This window comes from Cryobacterium sp. N21 (assembly GCF_002929575.1).
GTDB lineage: Bacteria > Actinomycetota > Actinomycetes > Actinomycetales > Microbacteriaceae > Cryobacterium > Cryobacterium flavum.
The window spans coordinates 145280-166359 of sequence record NZ_PJJQ01000033.1; the positions used below are offsets into that span (position 1 = coordinate 145280).

Consider the following 21080-nt stretch of genomic DNA (forward strand, 5'->3'; position numbering starts at 1 on the left):
CCCTCCTGATAGCCCTCGCGACCGGCGCGTTGAGCGGATGCTCCGCCACACCCGCCCCAGCACCCAGCGCCACACCCAAGCCAGTCCCTGACGCGATGGCGGCACCGACCGACACTACCCCCGTCTTCGCCTCAAACGACGAGGCCCTGGCCACGGCCACTGAGGCTTACGCCGCATATGCGTCGTTCTCGGACGACGTGATGACGCACAAAACCAGCCCCGACAATTTGACTGCGCTGAGCACGTCAGTCAGTAGAAGTTACTTGCCACAGGTTGTCGCTGGACTCGCGAATTTCACGACAGCGGGGCATCTTGGGGAAGGTGCTTCCACCTTTGATTCAATTGCGCTCATTAGGTATACAGACGCAGGCGATGGCCACGCAGAAGTCGAGGTCTACATGTGTTCCGATGTTTCAGGCCTTCGACTGTTCGATGCGTCTGGTATCGATGTCACGCCGAGCGACCGGCTCACTCGCATTCCGCTACAGGTGACTTTCGTCTCCAGCGATTCGAACTCATCTCATCTCTTAGTTGATAAGGAAAACGTATGGTCCGGTCGAAACTTCTGTTGAGTGCTTGCATCGCGCTCGTAGCCTTCGGCATTATTGGATCTCCAGTAGCGGCAACCGCTGTGGGGTGTACCCGAGCTGAAACAACGGACGGTACATGTCCCGCTTCGCATGCCGTTGTGGCCGGACCGGGCGTTGACCTGACCGCAGAGACCGCCACGGGGTCTAGCGTACGAGGAAGCGGCAAGTCTGCCGGCAAGCAGCACGGTTCCGGTGGAGGGTCGGTCACGCCCGCGCTGCCGACAGTGTGCGCAAACGGCGACCCGATGAAGCCCGGAATCGAAACGATTCCTTGCGGCAACGGCACATTTCTGCCTTTGGCCCAGCACAACGCACCCGCGGTCCCGTGCGCCGGATGCTCTCCCGACACCATCGTGCGGGTCTCCGACCTGCAGAACTTTCCCGCCTACCCCGCCCCCACCGGCATGGAGCCCAATGGCTGGGCGATCGTTGGGCTGGCCGCGAACTTCTGGGCCGCGGCATCCGCTCAGATCGGCGAAGGACTACTGCTGGGCGAACCGGCCCAGGTGATGTTCACGCCGATCGGCTACCGCTGGGACTACGGCGACGGCACGACAGCGGTATCCGCCGACGGTGGGGCGAGCTGGGCCGACCTCGGCCTCACCGAATTCTCCAGCACCCCCACTAGCCACAAGTACGCCGCGAGAGGCAGCTACTCGGTCACCCTCACTGTCGACTACCGCGCCGACTACAGCTTCGGCGACCAGGGCTGGCGACCCGTCGACGGCATCGTCACCGTACCCTCCGCGCCGTTCGCCGTGGTCGCGGCGACGGAATCCACTGTGCTCGTGGCCGAAGACTGCAACGCCAACCCTCGCGGACCCGGCTGCTGACGTACCTGCCCGCGTCGCGGCACCGGTTAGAGATCAGGGCACTCTACGTAGGGGTGCCATGACCTGGAACGAGTGCCGTGACTATCGAGACGGGCTGAAACCGGCAGGGTTGAAGCCGGCCGGCAGCTCGAACGGGTCGGGCACGCGGCTCGACCGGTCCGACGCGGCCACCAAGGTCGCCAGCTCACCGGCCGCCCTCTCGATGCGGGCGGGCAGGGTGGCCAGCCGGCTGTCCACTCCGCCGTCGCCGCTGCCCCAGTCCTCCGAGGCGGCGAACACCGAGGTGGGCACGACAACGGCGTGCAGGTAGGTGAACATAGGGCGCAGCGCGTAGTCGAGGGCCAGGGAATGCCGGGCCGTTCCCGCGGTCGCGCCGATCAGAACCGGCTGGTCGGTGAGAGAGCGGTTGTCGATCACGTCGAAGAACGTCTTGAACAGGCCGCTGTAACTGGTCGTGAAGATCGGTGTGACGGCGATGAGGCCGTCGGCCGCGGTGACGGCCTCGATCATCGTTTGCAGCCGCGGGCTGGCGAAACCGGTGAGCATGTTGTTCATCACGTCCTGCGCGTAGTCGCGCAGCTCGTAGGTCACCACTTGGGTCGTGACACCCTCGTCGGTCAGCCGCGCCACGGTGGCAGCGGTGAGCTTGTCGGCGAGCAGCCGAGTTGATGACGGCTGGCTCAGGCCGGCCGAAACGACCGCGAGGGTGCGCTCGGTCGTGGTCATCTCAGGCTCCGGTCTGCGTGGTGCGGGTGAGGCCGAAGGCGGCGCCGGTTCGGGCGGGTGCGATGGCGGCGGCGGTGTCGAGGTCGTCAGGCAGCGCGGTCGTAGCGGCAACCGGAGTGTGGGCGGCGAGGCGCAGGGATTCGTGAGTGGGGCCATCCGGTACGTCGACCGGGCGGTTCTTCGCAAACTCGCGGCGCAGCACGGGCACGACCTCTTCGCCGAGCAGGTCGAGCTGCTCGAGTACAGTCTTCAGCGGCAGGCCGGCGTGGTCCATCAACCAGAGCTGGCGCTGGTAGTCGCCGACGTAGTCGCGGAATCCGAGGGTACGGTCGATGACTTCCTGCGGGCTGCCCACGGTGAGCGGGGTCTGCGAGGTGAAGTCCTCCATGCTCGGGCCGTTGCCGTAGACCGGGGCGTTGTCGAAGTACGGGCGGAAGTGGCGCTTGGCATCCTGCGAGTTCTTGCTCATGAACACCTGGCCGCCGAGCCCGACGATGGCCTGTGCGGCGGTGCCGTGGCCGTAGTGTTCGAAGCGTTGGCGATAGTACTGCACCATCTTCGCGGTGTGCGAGGCGGGCCAGAAGATGTGGTTGGAGAAGAATCCGTCGCCGTAGTACGCGGCCTGTTCGGCGATTTCGGGGCTGCGGATACTGCCGTGCCAGACCAACGGGGGCACGCCGTTGAGCGGGCGCGGGGTGGACTGGAAACCCTGCAGCGGGGTGCGGAACTGGCCTTCCCAGTCGACGAAGTCTTCACGCCAGAGCCGGCGGAGCAGGGCGTAGTTCTCCAGCGCGAGCGGGATGCCCTCGCGGATGTCCTTGCCGAACCACGGGTAGACCGGGCCGGTGTTGCCGCGGCCCAGGGTGAGGTCCACCCGGCCGTCGGCGAGGTGCTGCAGCATGGCGAAGTCCTCGGCGATTTTCACCGGGTCGCTCGTGGTGATCAGCGTGGTCGCGGTGGAGAGGATGATGCGCTTGGTTTTCGCGGCGATGTAGCCGAGCATGGTGGTCGGCGACGACGGCACGAACGGCGGGTTGTGGTGCTCGCCGGTGGCGAAGACGTCGAGACCGACCTCCTCGGCCTTCTGCGCGATGGCGACCATGGCTTTGATCCGGGCGTTCTCGGTGGGGGTGTCGCCCGTGGTGGGGTCGCTGGTGATGTCCCCGACCGTGAAGATTCCGAACTGCATGCCATCCTCCAACTTTCTATGCGTCTGCATGTATATCTATCGTAACGGTAGAACCTGCGCGGCTATTCCCGGCCTTCGAGATTCACGGCACGTGCCCCCGAAGCTGGCAGGCGTTGCAACCAGTGCCAGCTTCCTGGACGCGTGCCACGAGGCGCGAGCGGATGTTTGGGCGGCGGGCGCGGGCATCCGCTGATATACTAATCGGGTCGCAACTGGCGTAGCACGAAGATGGGTCACCATCGGGGAGCGACTGACACGGTTAGTGGCCGCACGCCTGGGCCGCAACATCCATATATAAGGAGAACTCCGTGCCTGATTCCGCCACTGTCTTGAAGTCAACCTTCAACGAACCGCTCTCGGTCGTTGACCCCGAGATCGCCGCCGTGCTCGAGCAGGAGCTCGGTCGCCAGCGCGACTACCTCGAAATGATCGCGAGCGAGAACTTCGTTCCGCGCGCCGTGCTGCAGTCGCAGGGCTCCGTGCTCACCAACAAGTACGCCGAGGGCTACCCGGGGCGCCGCTACTACGGCGGCTGCGAGTACGTCGACGTCGCCGAGCAGCTCGCCATCGACCGCGCCAAGAGCCTCTTCGGCGCCGCCTACGCGAACGTGCAGCCGCACTCTGGCGCCACCGCCAACGCGGCAGTGCTCTCCGCCATCGCCACCCCCGGCGACACGATTCTCGGCCTCGAGCTGGCCCACGGAGGCCACCTCACCCACGGCATGAAGCTCAACTTCTCGGGCAAGCTGTACAACCCGGTCGCCTACGGCGTCGACCCGGAAACCTTCCGCGTCGACATGGATGTCGTGCGCGACAAGGCGCTCGAGAGCAGGCCGAAGGTCATCATCGCCGGCTGGTCGGCGTACCCGCGCCACCTCGACTTCGAGGCCTTCCGCGCCATCGCCGATGAGGTCGGCGCGCTGCTCTGGGTTGACATGGCCCACTTCGCCGGACTCGTCGCCGCCGGCCTGCACCCCTCGCCCGTGCCCTACGCCGACGTCGTGTCGAGCACCGTGCACAAGACCCTCGCCGGCCCGCGCTCTGGGTTCATCCTCTCGCGCGACATGGCCCTGGCCAAGAAACTCAACTCGAACGTGTTCCCCGGCCAGCAGGGCGGCCCGCTCATGCACGTGATCGCCGCCAAGGCGACCGCGTTCAAGCTCGCCGCCGAGCCCGAGTTCAAGGAACGCCAGGAGCGCACCCTGCGCGGTGCCAGCATCCTCGCCGACCGTCTCACCGCCGACGACTCGCGTGCCCACGGCATCGATGTGCTCACCGGCGGCACTGACGTGCACCTCGTGCTCGCCGACCTGCGCCACTCCGAGATCAACGGCCAGCAGGCCGAGGATGCCCTGCACGAGGTGGGCATCACCGTGAACCGCAACTCGGTTCCGTTCGACCCGCGCCCGCCGATGGTCACCTCGGGCCTCCGCATCGGCACGCCCGCCCTGGCCACCCGCGGATTCGGCGACGCCGAGTTCACTGAGGTCGCCGACGTCATCGCCGAGGCTCTCAAGCCCGGCGCCGACATCGCAGCGCTCCGCACCCGCGTCGGCGCTCTGACGCAGGCGTTTCCGCTCTACTCCGGCCTGCAGCAGTAACTTTCGTCGAAGCGGATGCCGCTGACTGGCCCGCGGCATCCGCTCTCGCAGATGGATGTCGCCGGCCGCTCGGCTGGGCATCCGCTGTCGCCCGCCTGCGATGAACCCGGCAAGCACCCGGTAATCACCACTGGACGGGGCCTGGGCCCCGTCCAAGCGAACCGAAGTACGGCACCGAACTGAACCACAACAGTAGGGATCCACGATGACGGCAATCACACTCGACGGGGTCAAGACCGCCTCCGACATCAAGGCCGAGCTGCGGGACCGCATCGCGGCGCTGCGCTCGCACGGCGTCGTGCCCGGCCTGGCAACCCTGCTCGTGGGTAATGACCCGGGTTCTGAGACCTATGTGGCGGGCAAACACCGCGACTGCGCCGAGGTCGGCATCGAGTCGCTGCGCATCGACCTGCCCGGCTCGGCGACGAGCGCCGACGTGCGCGCGGCGATCAACGACCTCAATAACAGTCGCGAAGTCACGGGCTACATCATCCAGCTGCCGTTGCCCGTTGGTCATAACGAGAACGCGATGCTCGAGCTCATCGACCCGTCGAAGGATGCCGACGGCCTGCACCCGACCAACCTCGGGCGGCTCGTGCTCGGCATCGAGGGCGAACTGCGCTCACCGCTGCCGTGCACCCCGGCCGGCATCGTCGAGCTGCTACGTCGTTACGACGTGCCGATCGTGGGCCAGAAGGTCGTCGTGGTCGGCCGCGGCCTCACCGTGGGGCGCCCGCTCGGCCTGCTGTTCACCCGCAAGGGCCTCGACGCGACCGTCACGCTGACCCACTCGCGCACGGTCGACCTTGCCGGCGAAGTGCGTCGGGCCGATATCGTCGTGGCCGCCGTTGGCGTGCCGCACCTGATTCAGGCCGACTGGATCAAGCCGGGTGCCGCCGTGCTCGACGTGGGAGTCACCCGCGTGACGGACCCGGTCACCGGCAAGGGCCGCCTGACCGGCGACGTACACCCCGATGTGGCCTCGGTGGCCGGGCACCTGTCGCCGAACCCGCGCGGCGTCGGCCCGATGACCCGCGCCATGCTGCTCTCCAACGTAGTGAAGGCCGCCGAGCAGTCCCTGCTGGCGTAACGCCAGCTGTGGTACCGGAGTAAGTGTGCGTAACTGCGGAAACTTCGCAAATATTTGTGCGAAATCAGGGCGTCTCGCCCGCTCGAAACGGGAATTTCCGCAGTTGTGAACGACGCCTCCGGTATGGGGGCGACATTCAGGCCGGCGCGGCACCCGCTCGGCTCCTGCGCTACTGCTGGGCGACGGCTGCGCGGTGCAGCTCGGTGTGTTCCAGGTAGCTCGTGGCGTTGTGCCGGATGCTCGCGATCTCCTCGTCGGTCAGCGTGCGCCGCACCTTGGCGGGAACACCGGCCACGAGCGAACCGGGGGGAACAACGGTGCCGCCGAGCACGACGGCTCCGGCGGCCACGAGCGATCCGGTGCCGATGATGGCTCCGTTCAGAACGGTCGCGGCCATGCCGACGAGCACGTTGTCCTCGATGGTGCAGCCGTGCAGCACTGCGCCGTGCCCGACCGAGACGCCGGTGCCGAGGGTGAGCGGAAAGTCGGTGTCGACGTGGCAGGAGACGTTGTCCTGCAGGTTGGAGCCGGCGCCGATCGTGATCGGCGCAAGTTCCGCGCGCAGCACGGAATTGTACCAGACGCTGGCCCGGTCGGCGAGGGTGACGTTGCCGACGATCACGGCGCCGGGAGCGACGAACGCGGTCTCGGCGATGGTTGGAGCCGGTGTGTTCGGCAGGACGATGATTCGGGCGGCGTTGTCAGCAGTCATACGCGTCAGCCTACTGCCGAGGGATGGCGCCACTCGGCTCGGTTTGCACCTGCGACCCCGCAGCGGCTCGGGTCGGAGCTATATCGCGTCGGGCATGCCCGGCCCCGCCCGCAATACACTGAGCGGATGCGTGCACCCACCGGAATCCAGTATGAGTTGACCCGCGAAACCCCGAGCGGCCCCGCTCGCGCCGTCGTGACCGAGGTCGCGGCGGGACTGCGCGCATATTCCGTAAATGGCATAGACCTGGTGGAGACCTTCGACGAGTCAGTGCAACCGCCGATGGCGGCCGGAATTGTGCTCGTGCCCTGGCCCAATCGCATTCGTGACGGCAAATGGACTCAGAACGGAATCACCCGCCAGCTCGCTCTCACTGAGCCGGCCAAGCAGAACGCCAGCCACGGGCTGCTGCGCTTCGCGCCGTACCGGGAGGTATCGCGCAGCACAGACACGGTAACCCTGGCGGCGACGGTCTTTCCGCAGTCCGGCTACCCATTTCACCTTGAGACCGAGGTGACCTACGCGCTCACTTCCAGCGGGCTCGAGGTCACGCATCGGGTGCGCAACGTGGGAGCGGAGCCCGCGCCGGTGGCCGTGGGGGCGCATCCGTTTTTGAAGATCGGAGACGTGCCCACGGGCGACCTCATCGTGCGCGTGGATGCCGCGACCCACCTCGACGTCGACGACCGCCTCAACCCCATTGGTGAGACCCCGGTGCACGGCACCCGCTTCGACCTGCGCGCGGGCGCCCTGGTCGGGGATCTAGACCTCGACGACGGCTTCGGCGGCGTCGGAGTCGGTGCCGAACATACCCTCACCGCGCCGGATGGCCGAAGCCTCACCCTCTGGGGCGATGAAAGCATGCGCTACGTGCAGGTGTTCACGCCGCGCATCTTTCCGGTCACGCAGGGTGCGGGCGAGCCGGTGCGCGGCCTCGCGATCGCGATCGAGCCGATGACCGCTCCCGCCGATGCGTTCAACTCCGGGGCCGGCCTGCACTGGGTAGAGCCGGGGGAGCAGTGGATCGTGCGCTGGGGCATCCGTCATGACGGGTTTGAGCTGCGTTAACGCTGCCCGGCCACGTCGACGAGTTCGGCCAGCACCCTGCGCACCGAGGCGCGGGCGAGCGGTTCCGGGCGGCTCAACACGTCGATCTGCCGCCCCACAGTGAGGCCCCGAAACGGCACGAGCACGACTCCGTCGCCCTGTCGCGGCGCCATTGTGTAGCGCGGCAGCAGCGCAATGGCCGCCCCGGTCGCCACAACCGACGTCGCCACGAAGAACTCGTTGATCCGATGCGCGATGCGCAGCGGCTGACCGGCCGCCGCCGCGACCACGTTCACCGCCTCGGCGAGCGGAAACCCAACGTGACCGGTGACCCACGGCTCGTCTCGAATATCGTCGAGGGTGAGCGATACCTTTTCGGCCAGCGGATGCCCGACCGGCACGGCCACATCCAGCGGCTCGAACAGCAACGGCGTGACCGCGACGGTATTCGGCCAGGCCGGATCGTGCGGCACCCGGTGCGCGATCACCAGGTCATAGTCGGCGACGAGCGCCGCAAAACGCTCCCGCGGCACATCCTCGTCGCCGCAGCCCACGGTCGGGCCGCCACTCAAGTGCATTCGGTTCAGCAGCGGGCCGAACCAGGCCAGCCCGGCACTGTGGAACGCGCTCACGGTCACCGGCAGGCCGGGGTCGTTTTGAAACCGGGCCACGGCCTCGTCGGCCCGGGCCATCGCGGTCGAGACGTCGGCGGCGGCGCTCGCCAGGGCGACGCCGGCAGGGGTCAGCCGGAGCACCCGGCCGTGTTTCTCGGTGAGCTTGACGCCGGCACGTTGCTCGAGGGCGCTGAGCTGCTGCGAGACCGCCGACGACGACACGTGCAGGGCGCGGGCCACAGCGGCGACGCTTCCGCGCTCGCCGAGCTCCCGCAGTACGGCAAGCTGGCGCAATTCCATAAGCTCAGGCTAAAGCATCCGTTTATAAAATGGTGTCTAGACTTAACGGATGCCGTCGCGCACCATTGCCTCATGACTTCCGTTCTGACCCGCCGTACTCTGCTGCCGCACCTAGGACGCTACCGCGTCGACCTCGTGCTGCTGCTCGTGGCCTTGGTCTGGGGTGGCAGTTACCTGAGCGCAAAGATGCTGACCGAGCAGGCGAGCGTGTCAGTCGTGCTCGCGCTGCGCTTTCTGGTCGCGGCGCTGGCCCTCGTGATCGTCTGGGTCGTGCGGCGCGAACGCCTTCCGACCTGGCGGGCGCTCGGGGTCGGCTTGCTGCTCGGGGTCACTCAGGCGAGCATCCTCTGGCTCGAGACCCAAGGTGTGGCGTTCACCTCCGCCACGAACGCCGGGCTCATCATCAGCCTCACGATCATCATGACCCCGGTACTCGAGTCGGTGGCGGCCCGCCGCTGGCTGCCGCGCCCCTTCTTCGTGGCGGCGGTGCTCGCGGTCGTGGGGGTAGCGCTGCTCGTCTCCGGCAACGGATTCGCGCAGCCGAACGTGGGCGACCTGCTCATTCTCGCGGCGGCGGTCGTGCGCTCCCTGCACGTCACCATGATGGGCCACCTCGTTCGGGGCCGCAGCGACAGCACCATCACTCTGACCCTGCTGCAGGCGCTGGTCGGGGCGGCGGTCTTCACCGCGTTCGATCTTCCCGGCCTCGTCACCGCCGTCACGACCTTCAACCTGGCCGCCTGGATCGGCGTGTTCTACCTCGGCCTGGCCTGCAGCGTGTTCGCGTTTCTCGCGCAGATGTGGGCGATTCGCCGCACGTCGGCGGCCCGGGCCAGCCTGCTCATGGGAACCGAGCCAATTTGGGCGGTGCTCGTGGGGGTGTCGCTCGGCAGCGAAACCCTCGGCCTGATCGGCGCCGCCGGGGCCGCGCTCATCATCGTGGGTACGTTCTGGGGCCAGCGCATCGAGGCGAGTCACCGCCTGCGCGTCGGGTAGGCATCCGCTGGGGGTGGAGGAAGAATGCCACGTGTGTATGCCCACCAGTCCGATTCGCGGGACACCTCGCGCACGGCTCGGCGCGCGGCCAGGAATCCGTTCCACCAACGACGAGTGCCTGCGGCTCGAAGGCCGCAGGCACTCACCAAGTGGATGTCGCAGCTAGGACAGCACGTCCCGCACCAGATCATCGTTCTCGTGGTTGCGCAGCCGGGAGAAGATATAGCCGCCGATCAGCAACGCGAACGGCAGAGCCACGAGCACCCAGCCGATGGTGCTGAGGCCCCAGGAGGTGGTGGTCGGGTCAACGCCGTCGGCCACGGTGCCGGCGAGCAGTCCGAAGTGGCTCATCAACAGGTATTCGCCGAGCAGCAGGCCGAACGTGGCGAGAACCGGGGCGATCACCGTCTGGAAGATATTCTCGGTGCCTTTGTTGCGGCGGAAATACGCGATGATCGCGATGCTGACCAGAATCTCGATAAGTACGATGGCGATCACCGAGAGCCCGCTGAACCAGTAGAACAGGTTGAGTACCGGGTCGAGCTGGAACACCGCGAACACCACGAGCACGACGCCGGTGATGACGGACGTGACGAGCGACGCCGTGCTCGGCGCGCCGCGACCGTTGACCGTGCTGAGCGGCCCCGGCAGCGCGCCGCCGCGACCGAGCGCGAACAGGTAGCGGCTCGCGGCGTTTTGAAAGGCGAGCAGCCCGGCGAACAGGCTCGACAGCACGAGGATGCTCATGAGCGTCGCCATCCACGGGCCCACGTATTGGGTCGCGAGTGCGAACAGCACTGCGGCCGGGTCTGCCAAAGGAACGCCCGCGACGGTCGAGAGTTCGACGGTCTTCTCAACCACGGTCGATGCGCCCATGCCGGTCACCATAGCGAAGGCGGTCAGGCCGAACAGAACGGTGATGACGACGACGGCGAGGTAGGTGGCGCGGGGAACGACGGTCTTCGGGTCCTTGGATTCTTCGCCGTAGATGGCGGTGGCCTCGAAGCCGATGAAGGAGGCGAAGGCGAACGCGAAGGCGATGCCGGCCGAGCCGGCCAGGCCGCCGGCAACGATGGCGGCGGGGTTGAACGAGGCCCAGAAGTTAATTCCTTCCGGCCCGCCGTCGAGCAGGATGGCGACCGCGGTGACCACGAGCGCGGTCAGTTCGAGCAGCATGAGCACGCCGAGCACCTTGGCGCCGACGTCGACGCTGAGCAGGGAGAGCAGGGTCACGATGCCCCAGGAGATGAGCGACCAGGCCCACCAGGGGAGCACGCCCACCTGGCCGGCTATGAGGGCGCCGAAGAATCCGTAGAGGGCCAGCTGCACGGCAAGGTAGGCGAGAATTGACACGAACGCCGATGCGGTGCCGAGGTGGCGACCCAGGCCCCGGCCAATGTAGGCGAAGAACGCACCGGCATTGGTGACGCGCTGGCTCATCGCGGCGTAGCCGACGCTGAACACCAGCAGGGTGAGTCCGACAACCACGTAGGCGCCGGGGGCCGCCGCGCCATTGCCGAGCACGATCGCCACGGGCACCGCGCCGGTCATGCCCACGAGGGGCGCCGCGGCCGCGACCACGAAGAAGACGATGCCGAGAACGCCGAGTCGGCCCTTGTGCAGGGCCGTTTCCGGTGCTGTCGCCTGGTCGGGCTTGGTCTGGGTCATGGCTACTCCTCGTTGAGTAAGAGGTCGGGTGCGCAAAACGGATGCACGCTCCGTCCGCTTCACCTGTGGCTATCAGCGTGGCAATCTCTGGGCCAAACCGTTTGCCATTTGCGGCACCGCAGTTGTCGAATTGCGCATGCTGTGACGGTTGCCTGCCGTCGAGGCGCACGCCGACGAAGCGTGCCGCGCGACCGCGAAAGCGGGCTCAGACGCGACGGTAGGTGCTCGGCGTTTCGCCGAAAGCCGTGCGAAAGATGCGGCTGAAGTGCGCGGCGTCGACGAAGCCCCAGCGAGCGGCGATGGTGCCCACCGAGCGGTCTCCAAGAATGGGGTCGCGCAGGTCGCGGCGGCAGTGCTCCAGCCGGCGGGTGCGGATCCAGCTCGCCACGGTGTTGTCGGCCTCGTGAAAAACGTTGTGCAGGTGCCGGGTCGAGATGAAGTGGGCGCTCGCGATGCTCGCCGGGCACAGCTCCGGGTCGCCCAGGTGGGCATCCACATACGAGCGGATGCGCCCCAGCAGGTCGCCGTGCGCCCCCGCCACCGGGTCGCGGCGCAGGTTCAGTTCGCTCTCGAACATGGTCGCGATCAGGTCGACGGCGTTGTAGGCGAGGCGGTGCCCACTCGCGCCGGAAAGCACGTCGAGGTTTTCCGCGAGCTGCACCATGAATGGGCTGATCAGGCGGCCGAGTCCGGCGTCGCCGGGCAGCCGCACGGCGGTGAGCTGGCCCACCGAATCAGCCGGCAGGTCGAGTACGTCGTGCGGAAACATGAGCACGAGAGTGCGAAAGTCCTTCTCGAACTCGAGCGTGTATGGCCGGTTGGTGTCGTACACGGCCAGGTCGCCGGGGCGCAGGGTGGCCTCGCGGTTGTCCTGCACGAGCAAGCCGGTGCCGGTCAGTTGCAGGTTCAGCTTGAAATACTGTCGAGTGGATGCCGCGATCAGCGACGGTGTGCGAATCACCTGGTGCCCGTTGGCGGTGACCTCGACGATGGAGAGCTCGTCGAGCACGCGCGAGCGCAAGGTGCCGTGAAAGCTACGGGAGGCACTGCGCACCTCGAGCGGAACGAATGACTGCGACACGAGGGTGCGCCACTGCGAGAAGGAGTCGGCGATGGCGCACTGCACTCGGTCGGTTGGGGCGGTCAGCGGAACGGTGTCCTCGGGTGGCATGGTGCTCGTGCCTGCGGCGCCCGTTACCGAGTTCACAACCGTCATCGTCACGAGCAGCTCCTTCGCCGGGTCCTGACCAGATCGGCCCTCGGGGGGAGTTTCATGATCGTCTGGAGCCAATGTAGTCCTGCACGGCTCCCTTGTCATTTTTTTTCGACACTCGGCGAAAATAGATCTGCACGCAGATCGACGGAACTGGCTAGTATCCGGAGAGTGATTGACCGGTCGCGAGTGGAGCGAAAAAATGGATGACGATGCTCGCTTGGCCGCTGCTCAGCTGATCCGTAATCGAGTCGGGTGGGTATCTCTGGCCGCCGCCGCCCTGTTCGCCGTGTTCGGCGTGGTCTTCGACCAGGGCGCACTCCTGGCGTTGTCGGCTGCCTGCGGTTCCGCTTTCCTGTGGACTCTGCTTCCGGTGCGGGTCTCACGGTCCCAATCGAAGGATGACGCGCCCACACAGTGAGCCTGGCCCGTCGTTGGCGCTGCCAACGGCTGCGCGCGCGGCTGCCCGTTTCGGGCGCTCTCATGAGCGTCGGGCGCGCCCATCCGCTTGCGCGGGCAGCTTGTGGCAACCGAGCAACCCAGAGCGCTAATCTCCGGTCGAAAGCAGGTGCAGGTAGCCGTCGAGCTGGGCCACGAGCTGTTCCGGGGCGTGCTCGTCGGGGGAGAGCGCAGCGGTGATCTGCGCGCCGAGCAGCACGTTCAGGAGGTGACCCACGACATCCGTGTCGGTAGGAGCCGTGTGCATCTCGCCGGCTGCGCGTGCCTCGGCCAAGTGCCCGAGCAGCGCGAGGCGCCACTGCAGCATCGACTCATCGTGCAGCTGCGCCTTGGCCGCATTGGTCAGCGCCTTCTGCCAGAACGGAATCACGATGCGCGCCTCGCTCACACGCGTCTCATCGAGCGGAAGAATTTCGTGACAGAAGGCGCGCACGGCGGCCAGCCCGGTCAGGCCAGCGGCCCCGCGCTCGATGCGCAGGTTGGTCTGGCTGAACACGTGCCCGAAGGCGAAGGTGAGCAGGTCGTCCTTGGTGCCGAAGTAGGGTTTGAGTGCGCCGTTGGCGAATCCGGCCTCGGTGGCGATCTCGCGCAGGGTCGCGCCCTCGATGCCGTGCCGGGCGATGATGCGCCAGGTGGCATTGACCAGCTCGACGCGACGCTGGTCGTGATCGACGACTTTCGGCATTGGCCCTCTTCTGGTGGTGCGGTTAGAGCTGGGAGCATCAGCTTGTCAGAAAGATTCTCGAAAGGCTTGCCAGCAGCAGCGCTGACCATTTATATTCTACAACCATAGGAAATAAATCCCCGGAGCTGCAACCGCCGGGCCGATCCAGGAAATGAGACGCAATGCTCACCGCCGAGACTGCCGACATCGTCACCGACTTTGCACTTCCCACCGCGCAGGAACTGCAAACCGTGCGCACGATTCTGGCCGACGCCGGCCTGTTCGGCGACAGTCTTCGGGTTGCCTATCTCGGCCTGCTCGACCCGCCGCGAGGTGCCACCGAGATCAACCGTCGCTTTCGGGTCTTTCTGCACGACGTGTCCGGCGCAGCCCCCACCGACGTGATCGTCTCGGCGACCCACGGCACCGTCGAGTCCCGCGTCACCCTCGACACCGCGCTCACCGGTGAACTGCCCGTGCTCGAGGAAGAATTCGGCGCCGTCGAAGACCTCCTCACAACGGATGCCCGCTGGCTGGCCGCACTCGCAGCCCGCGGCCTCGACGTGGCCACCGTGCGCGTCGCTCCCCTCTCCGCGGGGGTATTCGAATACCCGAACGAGAAGGGCCGCCGCATTCTGCGCGGCCTCGCCTTCGTGCAGAACTTTCCGGAGGACAGCGCCTGGGCCCACCCGATCGACGGCCTCGTCGCCTACGTCGACATCGTCGCGAAGACCGTGGACCAGGTGCTCGACTTCGGCGTCGTTCCCATCCCCGCCGAACACGGCAACTTCACCGATCCCGCCCTCACCGGCCCGCTGCGCGAAACGCTCAAGCCGATCAGTATCACCCAGCCCGATGGCGTGAGCTTTACCGTCACCGGCGGCAACCACATCGAGTGGGAGAAATGGAGCCTCGACGTGGGTTTCGACGTGCGGGAGGGCGTCGTGCTGCACAACATCGGCTTTCGCGACGGCGCGAAGACACGCTCCATCATCCGTCGTGCGTCGATCGCGGAGATGGTCGTGCCGTATGGCGATCCGGCCCCCGTGCGGTCCTGGCAGAACTACTTCGACACCGGCGAATACCTCGTCGGCCAGTACGCCAACTCGCTCGAACTCGGCTGCGACTGCCTCGGCGAGATTACCTACCTGAGCCCGGTCATCACCGACGGCTTCGGCAACCCGCGCGAGATTCGCAACGGTATCTGCATGCACGAAGAGGATTGGAGCATCCTCGCCAAGCACAGCGATTTGTGGAGCGGCATCGAATACACCCGCCGCAACCGCCGCTTCGTCATCAGCTTCTTCACCACCGTCGGCAACTACGACTACGGCTTCTACTGGTACCTCTACCTCGACGGCACCATCGAATTCGAGGCGAAGGCCACCGGCGTCGTCTTCACGAGCGCCTACGCCGGCAAGGGCTATCCCTACGCCTCCGAAATCGCTCCCGGTCTCGGCGCCCCCTTTCACCAGCACCTGTTCAGCGCCCGCCTCGACATGGCCCTCGACGGCGACACCAACCGGGTCGAAGAAGAAGACGTCGTGCGCGTTCCGATAGGCCCCGGCAACGAGCGCGGCAACGCCTTCACCCGCCAGCGCACCGTGCTCGCCACCGAGCTCGAGGGCGTCAGACAAGCGGATGCCGCCATCGGCCGCACCTGGCACGTCTCCAACCCCAATTCCCTCAATCGCCTCGGCGAACCCGTCGCGTACAAGCTGCACCCGCAGGGGCTGCCCGTGCTGCTGGCCGACCCGGAGTCGTCGGTGGCCCAGCGCGCGGCGTTCGCCACCAAGGGCCTCTGGGTCACCCGCTTCGCCGAAGACGAACGCTATCCCACCGGTGACTTCGTCAACCAGCACGCCGGCGGCGCCGGGCTGCCCGCCTACATTGCGGCCGACCGAGCGATCGACGGCGAGGACATCGTGCTCTGGCATACCTTCGGCCTCACCCACTTTCCGCGGGTCGAGGACTGGCCGATCATGCCGGTCGACACCGTGGGCTTCAAGCTGCGCCCCGACGGCTTCTTCGACCGCAGCCCCGTGCTGGACGTCCCCGCTAACGTGCCCCCGGCATCCGGTGGTCACTGCCACTGACCCGTGTCGCGCACGTCGCATTGCGGACGGGGCCCAGGCCCCGTCCAGGGGCCCAGTTTATAAACTGGGCCCCTGACCATAAGGTGGGCCCGGTGAGCGGATGCGTCAGCGCGGCGCTACCGCGCCTGCACACTCGCCTCGGGCCGCAGGTCGAGACGGCGCAGCAGCTGCGCGTTCAGCGCCACTACCACCGTCGACACCGACATGAGCAGCGCCCCGATCTCCATCGGCAGCACGAACCCGATCGGGGCGAGCACGCCCGCAGCGAGCGGAACCGACAGCAGGTTGTAGCCGGCCGCCCACCACAGGTTCTGCTTCATCTTGCGGTAGCTCGCCCGCGACAACTCGATGACCGAGAGCACCGAACGCGGGTCGTCGCTCGCGAGAATGACGCCGGCCGACGCGATCGCCACGTCGGTTCCGGCGCCGATCGCGATGCCGACATCGGCCTGCGCGAGCGCTGGGGCATCGTTCACCCCGTCGCCGACCATGGCCACGCGGCGGCCCTCGTGTTGCAGCTCGGCTACCTTACGCGCCTTGTCTTCCGGATGCACCCCCGCGAACACCCGGTCGATGCCGAGCTCGGCGGCCACGGACTGGGCGACCGCTTCGGCGTCGCCGGTGATCATGACCACCTCGATATCCAGCCGGTGCAGCGCGTCCACGGCCTGCCGCGACTCTTCGCGAATCTCGTCGGCCAGACCGATCGCGCCCACGACCACGCCATCGCGCAGCACGTGCAGAATGATCGCGCCCTGACGCTGCCAGGCCACGGTCTCAGGCAGCGGCCGGGCTCCGTGTTCGTCGAGCATGCTCGGACCGCCGACGCTCACGCTGTGCCCGTCGACCAGACCGGTCACCCCGACCGCCGCGGCAGTGTGAAACTCGGTCGCGCGCGGCACGGTCAGCTCGCGGTTTCGCGCCGCCGTGACGATAGCACGGGCAAGCGGATGCTCGCTGTCACCCTCCACGGCCGCCGCCCACGCGAGAACGTCGTCGGCGGTGATCGGTGTCGAGACCGATCGTGAAGTGGCGGCTGAATCCGAACCCGAAGCAGAACCCCGGGCCGACGTGCCCGCCTCGACCGAACCCGGGCCAGCCGAATCTGCGTCAGTCTGCGCGGCCTGAGCCGTGGCATCCGCTTCGCTGCTCGCGACCTGGTCGGCAACAGCAACGTGACTGACCGTGGGCTCGCCCTTGGTGAGCGTGCCGGTCTTGTCGAACAGCACCGACGTGACCTGGCGCATGCTCTCGAGGGCCAGGCGATCCTTGATCAGCACGCCGCCCTTCGCGGCGCGTTCGGTCGCGATCGACACCACGAGCGGAATCGCCAGCCCGAGCGCGTGCGGGCAGGCGATGACGAGCACGGTGATGGTGCGCACGACGGCATCCTGCGGCTGGCCGAGCGCGGTCCAGACGATCGCCGTGAGCACTCCCGAGCCGAGCGCGAACCAGAACAGCCAGCCAGCGGCGCGATCGGCGATGCGCTGCGCCCGCGACGACGAGTTCTGCGCCTCGCTGACCAGACGCTGGATTCCGGCCAGCGCCGTGTCGTCGCCGACCGCCGTGACCCGCACGCGCAGGGCGGAATCGGTCGCGACCGTGCCGGCCACGACCTGGTCGCCGACCGAGCGCTGAACCGGCCGCGATTCGCCGGTGATCATCGATTCGTCGACGTCGGCCGTTCCCTCGGTGACTTGGCCGTCGGCCGGCACTCGCCCGCCCGGACGCACCACGACGAGGTCACCGAGCACCAGATCGCTCGGCGAGATCAAGACGATCTCGTCGCCCTCGACCCGCTCGGCCTCATCGGGCAGCAGGGCGGCGAGCGATTCCAGGGCAGTGGAGGTCTGCGCCAGCGACCGCATTTCGATCCAGTGGCCGAGCAGCATGATCACGATCAGCAGGGCCAGTTCCCACCAGAAGTCGAGCTCGCCGTCGATGAGGCCGAGACTCGCGCCCCAGGAGGCGAGGAACGCGACCGTGATCGCGAGCGCGATCAGCAGCATCATGCCGGGTTTACGGGCCTTCAGCTCGCTGACCGCGCCGGTGAGAAAGGGGCGGCCGCCCCAGACGTACATGACGGTGCCGAGCACAGGAGAGATCCACATGATCCCCACGAAATCGGGCAAAGCATAGCCGGCCAGCATAGAGAACATGTGGCTGAACCCCACGACGGGCACCGCGATGATGAGCATGGTCCAGAACAGGCGCCGGAACTGCCCGACATGGTCGCCGTGGTTCATGGCTCCGTGGTTCATGGCCCCGTGGTCCATCATTTCGTGATCCGTGCTGCCAAGGTCGGGCTGCGTCATGTCATTCCTCGATGCCGATTCTCTCGATAATGCAACTTATACCCCCCAAGGGTATACCCACAGGGGGCCGAACGCACACGCTAACGGGATTCGACGACGCCCATCATGCCGGTGTCCTCTGGTCGAGAATGTGGCAGTGGTAGCCCGTGCGACCGCCGAAGTCGTCGAACGCGATGCGCACCCGCACTTGGCCGAGCGGCGGAACGTTCACCACGTCCTGCCAGACGGCTGCCGACACCGCCCGTGCGTTCTGCTCCACGATCTGCACCGGCCAGACGTGCAGGTGCACCGGATGCGCCATTCCGCTGTCGTTGCGCAGTGTCCACTCCTCAACGCTGCCCGACGCCACAGTCAGGTCGACCCGGTCGCCCGAGAAAACCTGCCCGTTGATCGTGGGCGTCATCATGCCGCCGCCCATTCCCGACCCCATTCCCATGGCGAACACCAACTCGCGCCGGGCCGTCACGGTCGAAGGGCGCAGGTGAACTCGAACGGGTGCGGCATCCAATTTCACCGTGAGTTCACCGGCCGAGCTGGACAGTTCCTTCGGCTGCACGAACTCGGGCCCGCCCGACGCGCCGCCCGAACCGTCGGGCCACAGCTGCCACGCCGCCCCCGCCCCGATGGCGGTTGCGGCCAGGCCGAGGCCCCCAATGGTCAATACCCGACGACGGCTCACCGTGACGGTCACTAGCGTGCGGCGAGCAGGTCGTTCATCACGGCGATCTCGCCGGTCTGCGAGCTCACGATCGCCTCGGCCAGGGCGAGCGCGTCGGCGTTCTCCCCATCGTTCAGCTCGGCCCTGGCCATCGCGATCGCGCCCTCGTGGTGCATGATCATCTGGGTCAGGTAGAGCGCTCCGGCATCCGCTCCCGAGGCGTCCTGCAGCTCCATCATGTCGTCGTCGCTCATCATGCCGCCGGTGCCGTGGTCCATCCCGGCCATGCCGTCCTCGGTGGCATCCCAGTCGCTGAGCCAGCCCTGCATCGTTTCGATCTCGGGCGCCTGCGCGGCCTTGATCTGTGTCGCCAGATCGACGACGTCCTGGTCGACGCCGTCTTTGGTGAGCAGGTCATCGCTCATCTCAACGGCCTGTTCGTGGTGCGGAATCATCTGCTGCGCGAACATCACGTCGTCACTTTTGAAAGCGGATGCCGCCGTGCTCGGGGCGGCCTCGGGGGAGGCGGAGTGCATGGCCAGCACGCTCAGCACCAGGGCGGCCAGGGCCAGAAGCGCGAGCAGCGCGGTGCGCCGGTGCGAAACGGAGGCTGCAACACCAGCTTTCACGCTCAGATCACCTCCGTCGACGCATGCGATGCGGTCCGAGCGAATCGCATACCCCCTCAGAGTATCGGTCCGGCGCTCCCCACCGAGCCGTGAGTTCGTGACCGCGGCGTTCGTCGAGCCGTGAGTTTGTGATGTCTCACGACATCGTGGGCAGTTGATGTCTCAGGTCATCGTGGGTGGTTTGGCGAGGAACCCACGCACGAACACCTCGGGCACGGCCTCGAACACGCCGCGCCCAAATGTGCACCCGCGCAGCCCCGCAATCGGGCAGGCTTGAGCCATGGCGCAGAGCAGAACCCCGGGCAACGAACAAGTCGCCCCCGACCAGACCTCGGGCGCGACAACAGAAACCGCGTCCCCCGCAGAATCTCCGAACGACCAGGCACGCCGTACCGCCCTGAGAAGCATGAAGCGCCTCGCGGCCGGGCTGCTCGCCCTCATGGCCGTCATCTTCACGGTGTCGTTCGCCCTGCAGGAGAGCTACCCCTGGCTCGAATACGTACGCGCCGCCGCCGAGGGTGGCATGGTCGGCGCGATCGCGGACTGGTTCGCCGTGACCGCCCTGTTTCGCTACCCGCTGGGGCTAAAAATCCCGCACACCAACATCATCGCCAACCGCAAAGACGAGATCGGTGCGAGCCTCGGCGAATTCGTTGAGACCAATTTTCTTTCCGAAACCGTCATTCGCGGCAAACTCGAATCCATGCAGCCGTCCCGCCGCCTCGGCGCCTGGCTCACCACTACATCCAACGCCGAACGCCTCACCGACGAGCTCGCCGTCGCCGGCCAGGGCCTGCTCAACCTGCTCGGCGACGACGCCATCAAGAACCTCATTGAATCCGTCGCGCGCGAACACTTGGTGAAGCCCGAGTGGGGCCCGAGCCTGGGCAAGGTGGGGGAGCGCCTCGTCACGAGCGGGCAGCAGCACGCGGCCGTCGACCTGCTGCTCGACCGCGCCGACGGCTGGTTGCGCGCCCATCCCGAGGCGTTCGGGCGCGTGGTGTCGCAGCGGCTGCCGACGTGGCTGCCCGGCTTCGTCGACAAACTCGTCGACGACAAGGCCTACCGGGAGGTGCTTGCGTTTGTGGCGTCCGCGCGAAACGACCGCAGGCATCCGGTGCGCAAAGCCCTCGACGAGTACCTCAGCGAGGTCATGCACGACCTGCAATATGAATCAGCCATGATCGCCAAAGTCGAAAATCTCAAGGACGAGATTCTCGACAATGCCAAGCTGCGGGAGTTCGCCGGCGACACCTGGGAGGCCATCAAGGCTTCCCTCACTCAGGCCCTCGACGACTCGACCAGCGCGCTGCGGGTCGGCATCCGCTCGACGCTCGAAGACGTCGGTCGCCGCCTCACAACGGATGCTGCCCTCGGCTTGCGCATCGACCGCTGGCTCGCCGACACCGCCAGCTACATCGTCGCGAACTATCGGCACGAGATCGCCGGAGTGATCACCGAAACCGTGGAGCGCTGGCCGGCCGCGGAGACGGCCGCGAAGATCGAACTGCAGGTGGGTCGCGACCTGCAGTTCATCCGCATCAACGGAACCGTGGTCGGCGCCCTCGCTGGCCTGGGCATTTTCACCCTCGCAAACGCGGTGGCTGGGCTGGTTTAGGCCCCCCAGCCCGCGAATTAGCTGAAAATGAGCCTTGTGGTATTCGGGGATCCCCCATTCGG

18 protein-coding genes and 1 riboswitch are annotated in these 21080 nt (G+C 66.9%); of the genes, 8 read left to right on the forward strand and 10 right to left on the reverse strand.

Annotated features, from left to right (window positions below; translation table 11 throughout):
• The first annotated feature begins 835 nt into the window (after positions 1-835).
• Positions 836-1423 (forward strand): hypothetical protein, encoded by a 588-nt coding sequence (locus tag CXY77_RS10980; RefSeq protein WP_140425515.1) that lies wholly within the window; start codon positions 836-838, stop codon positions 1421-1423.
• An 81-nt stretch (positions 1424-1504) separates the two neighbouring features.
• Here the strand turns inward: CXY77_RS10980 and CXY77_RS10985 are convergent, their stop codons facing one another.
• The gene (locus CXY77_RS10985; RefSeq protein ID WP_092339264.1) at positions 1505-2149 is read right to left on the reverse strand and encodes an FMN reductase; all 645 of its coding nucleotides are present in this window, start codon (positions 2147-2149) and stop codon (positions 1505-1507) included.
• A 1-nt stretch (position 2150) separates the two neighbouring features.
• The gene (locus tag CXY77_RS10990) at positions 2151-3338 is read right to left on the reverse strand and encodes an LLM class flavin-dependent oxidoreductase (RefSeq protein ID WP_104130068.1); all 1188 of its coding nucleotides are present in this window, start codon (positions 3336-3338) and stop codon (positions 2151-2153) included.
• Between the two features lie 198 nt (positions 3339-3536).
• Positions 3537-3625, forward strand: a riboswitch (ZMP/ZTP riboswitch).
• A gap of 21 nt (positions 3626-3646) precedes the next feature.
• Here CXY77_RS10990 and glyA point away from each other — a divergent pair.
• Complete coding sequence (gene glyA / locus CXY77_RS10995; RefSeq protein WP_276326780.1) at positions 3647-4939, forward strand: serine hydroxymethyltransferase; 1293 nt, start codon at positions 3647-3649, stop codon at positions 4937-4939.
• 205 nt (positions 4940-5144) lie between these two features.
• Positions 5145-6029, forward strand: a complete 885-nt coding sequence (locus CXY77_RS11000) for a bifunctional methylenetetrahydrofolate dehydrogenase/methenyltetrahydrofolate cyclohydrolase (RefSeq protein WP_104130069.1) — start codon at positions 5145-5147, stop codon at positions 6027-6029.
• 169 nt (positions 6030-6198) lie between these two features.
• Here CXY77_RS11000 and CXY77_RS11005 read toward each other — a convergent pair whose 3' ends face one another.
• A complete protein-coding gene (locus tag CXY77_RS11005; protein WP_104130070.1) occupies positions 6199-6741 on the reverse strand; it encodes a gamma carbonic anhydrase family protein in 543 nt (180 codons plus the stop codon).
• 126 nt (positions 6742-6867) lie between these two features.
• Between CXY77_RS11005 and CXY77_RS11010 the strand changes: the two genes are divergently transcribed.
• Complete coding sequence (locus tag CXY77_RS11010; protein WP_104089570.1) at positions 6868-7809, forward strand: aldose 1-epimerase family protein; 942 nt, start codon at positions 6868-6870, stop codon at positions 7807-7809.
• On the opposite strand, the gene CXY77_RS11015 is transcribed toward CXY77_RS11010, so the two are convergent.
• On the reverse strand, positions 7806-8702 hold the full coding sequence (locus CXY77_RS11015) for a LysR family transcriptional regulator (protein WP_104130071.1): 897 nt from the start codon (positions 8700-8702) through the stop codon (positions 7806-7808). The two genes, CXY77_RS11010 and CXY77_RS11015, sit on opposite strands and share 4 nt — an antisense overlap.
• A gap of 72 nt (positions 8703-8774) precedes the next feature.
• On the opposite strand from CXY77_RS11015, the gene CXY77_RS11020 reads away from it, so the two are divergent.
• Positions 8775-9698, forward strand: a complete 924-nt coding sequence (locus CXY77_RS11020; RefSeq protein WP_104130072.1) for a DMT family transporter — start codon at positions 8775-8777, stop codon at positions 9696-9698.
• A gap of 162 nt (positions 9699-9860) precedes the next feature.
• Here the strand turns inward: CXY77_RS11020 and CXY77_RS11025 are convergent, their stop codons facing one another.
• Entirely contained in the window at positions 9861-11366 is a 1506-nt protein-coding gene (locus CXY77_RS11025) for an APC family permease (protein WP_104130073.1), read from the reverse strand.
• Positions 11367-11571: 205 nt separating this feature from the next.
• Positions 11572-12537, reverse strand: coding sequence for a helix-turn-helix domain-containing protein (locus tag CXY77_RS11030; protein ID WP_092339507.1), 966 nt, complete (start codon positions 12535-12537; stop codon positions 11572-11574).
• Positions 12538-12781: 244 nt separating this feature from the next.
• On the opposite strand from CXY77_RS11030, the gene CXY77_RS11035 reads away from it, so the two are divergent.
• Positions 12782-13000, forward strand: coding sequence for a hypothetical protein (locus tag CXY77_RS11035; protein ID WP_092339249.1), 219 nt, complete (start codon positions 12782-12784; stop codon positions 12998-13000).
• Positions 13001-13126: 126 nt separating this feature from the next.
• Here CXY77_RS11035 and CXY77_RS11040 read toward each other — a convergent pair whose 3' ends face one another.
• Positions 13127-13723: a TetR/AcrR family transcriptional regulator gene (locus tag CXY77_RS11040; RefSeq protein ID WP_104089574.1), complete on the reverse strand. Its 597-nt coding sequence runs from the start codon at positions 13721-13723 to the stop codon at positions 13127-13129.
• Positions 13724-13884: 161 nt separating this feature from the next.
• On the opposite strand from CXY77_RS11040, the gene CXY77_RS11045 reads away from it, so the two are divergent.
• A complete protein-coding gene (locus CXY77_RS11045) occupies positions 13885-15798 on the forward strand; it encodes a primary-amine oxidase (RefSeq protein ID WP_104089576.1) in 1914 nt (637 codons plus the stop codon).
• Positions 15799-15914: 116 nt separating this feature from the next.
• Here CXY77_RS11045 and CXY77_RS11050 read toward each other — a convergent pair whose 3' ends face one another.
• From CXY77_RS11050 to CXY77_RS11060, 3 genes are all read right to left on the reverse strand, one after another.
• The gene (locus CXY77_RS11050) at positions 15915-18113 is read right to left on the reverse strand and encodes an HAD-IC family P-type ATPase (protein ID WP_369831302.1); all 2199 of its coding nucleotides are present in this window, start codon (positions 18111-18113) and stop codon (positions 15915-15917) included.
• A 103-nt stretch (positions 18114-18216) separates the two neighbouring features.
• The gene (locus tag CXY77_RS21110) at positions 18217-18804 is read right to left on the reverse strand and encodes a multicopper oxidase domain-containing protein (protein ID WP_338061542.1); all 588 of its coding nucleotides are present in this window, start codon (positions 18802-18804) and stop codon (positions 18217-18219) included.
• Complete coding sequence (locus tag CXY77_RS11060; protein WP_233197353.1) at positions 18804-19400, reverse strand: DUF305 domain-containing protein; 597 nt, start codon at positions 19398-19400, stop codon at positions 18804-18806. Before CXY77_RS11060 ends, CXY77_RS21110 begins: the two co-directional genes overlap by 1 nt.
• A 280-nt stretch (positions 19401-19680) precedes the next feature.
• Between CXY77_RS11060 and CXY77_RS11065 the strand changes: the two genes are divergently transcribed.
• Positions 19681-21018 carry a DUF445 domain-containing protein gene (locus CXY77_RS11065; RefSeq protein ID WP_104089579.1) on the forward strand — a complete coding sequence of 446 codons (1338 nt, stop codon included), beginning with the start codon at positions 19681-19683 and terminating at the stop codon, positions 21016-21018.
• The last annotated feature ends 62 nt before the right edge of the window (positions 21019-21080 follow it).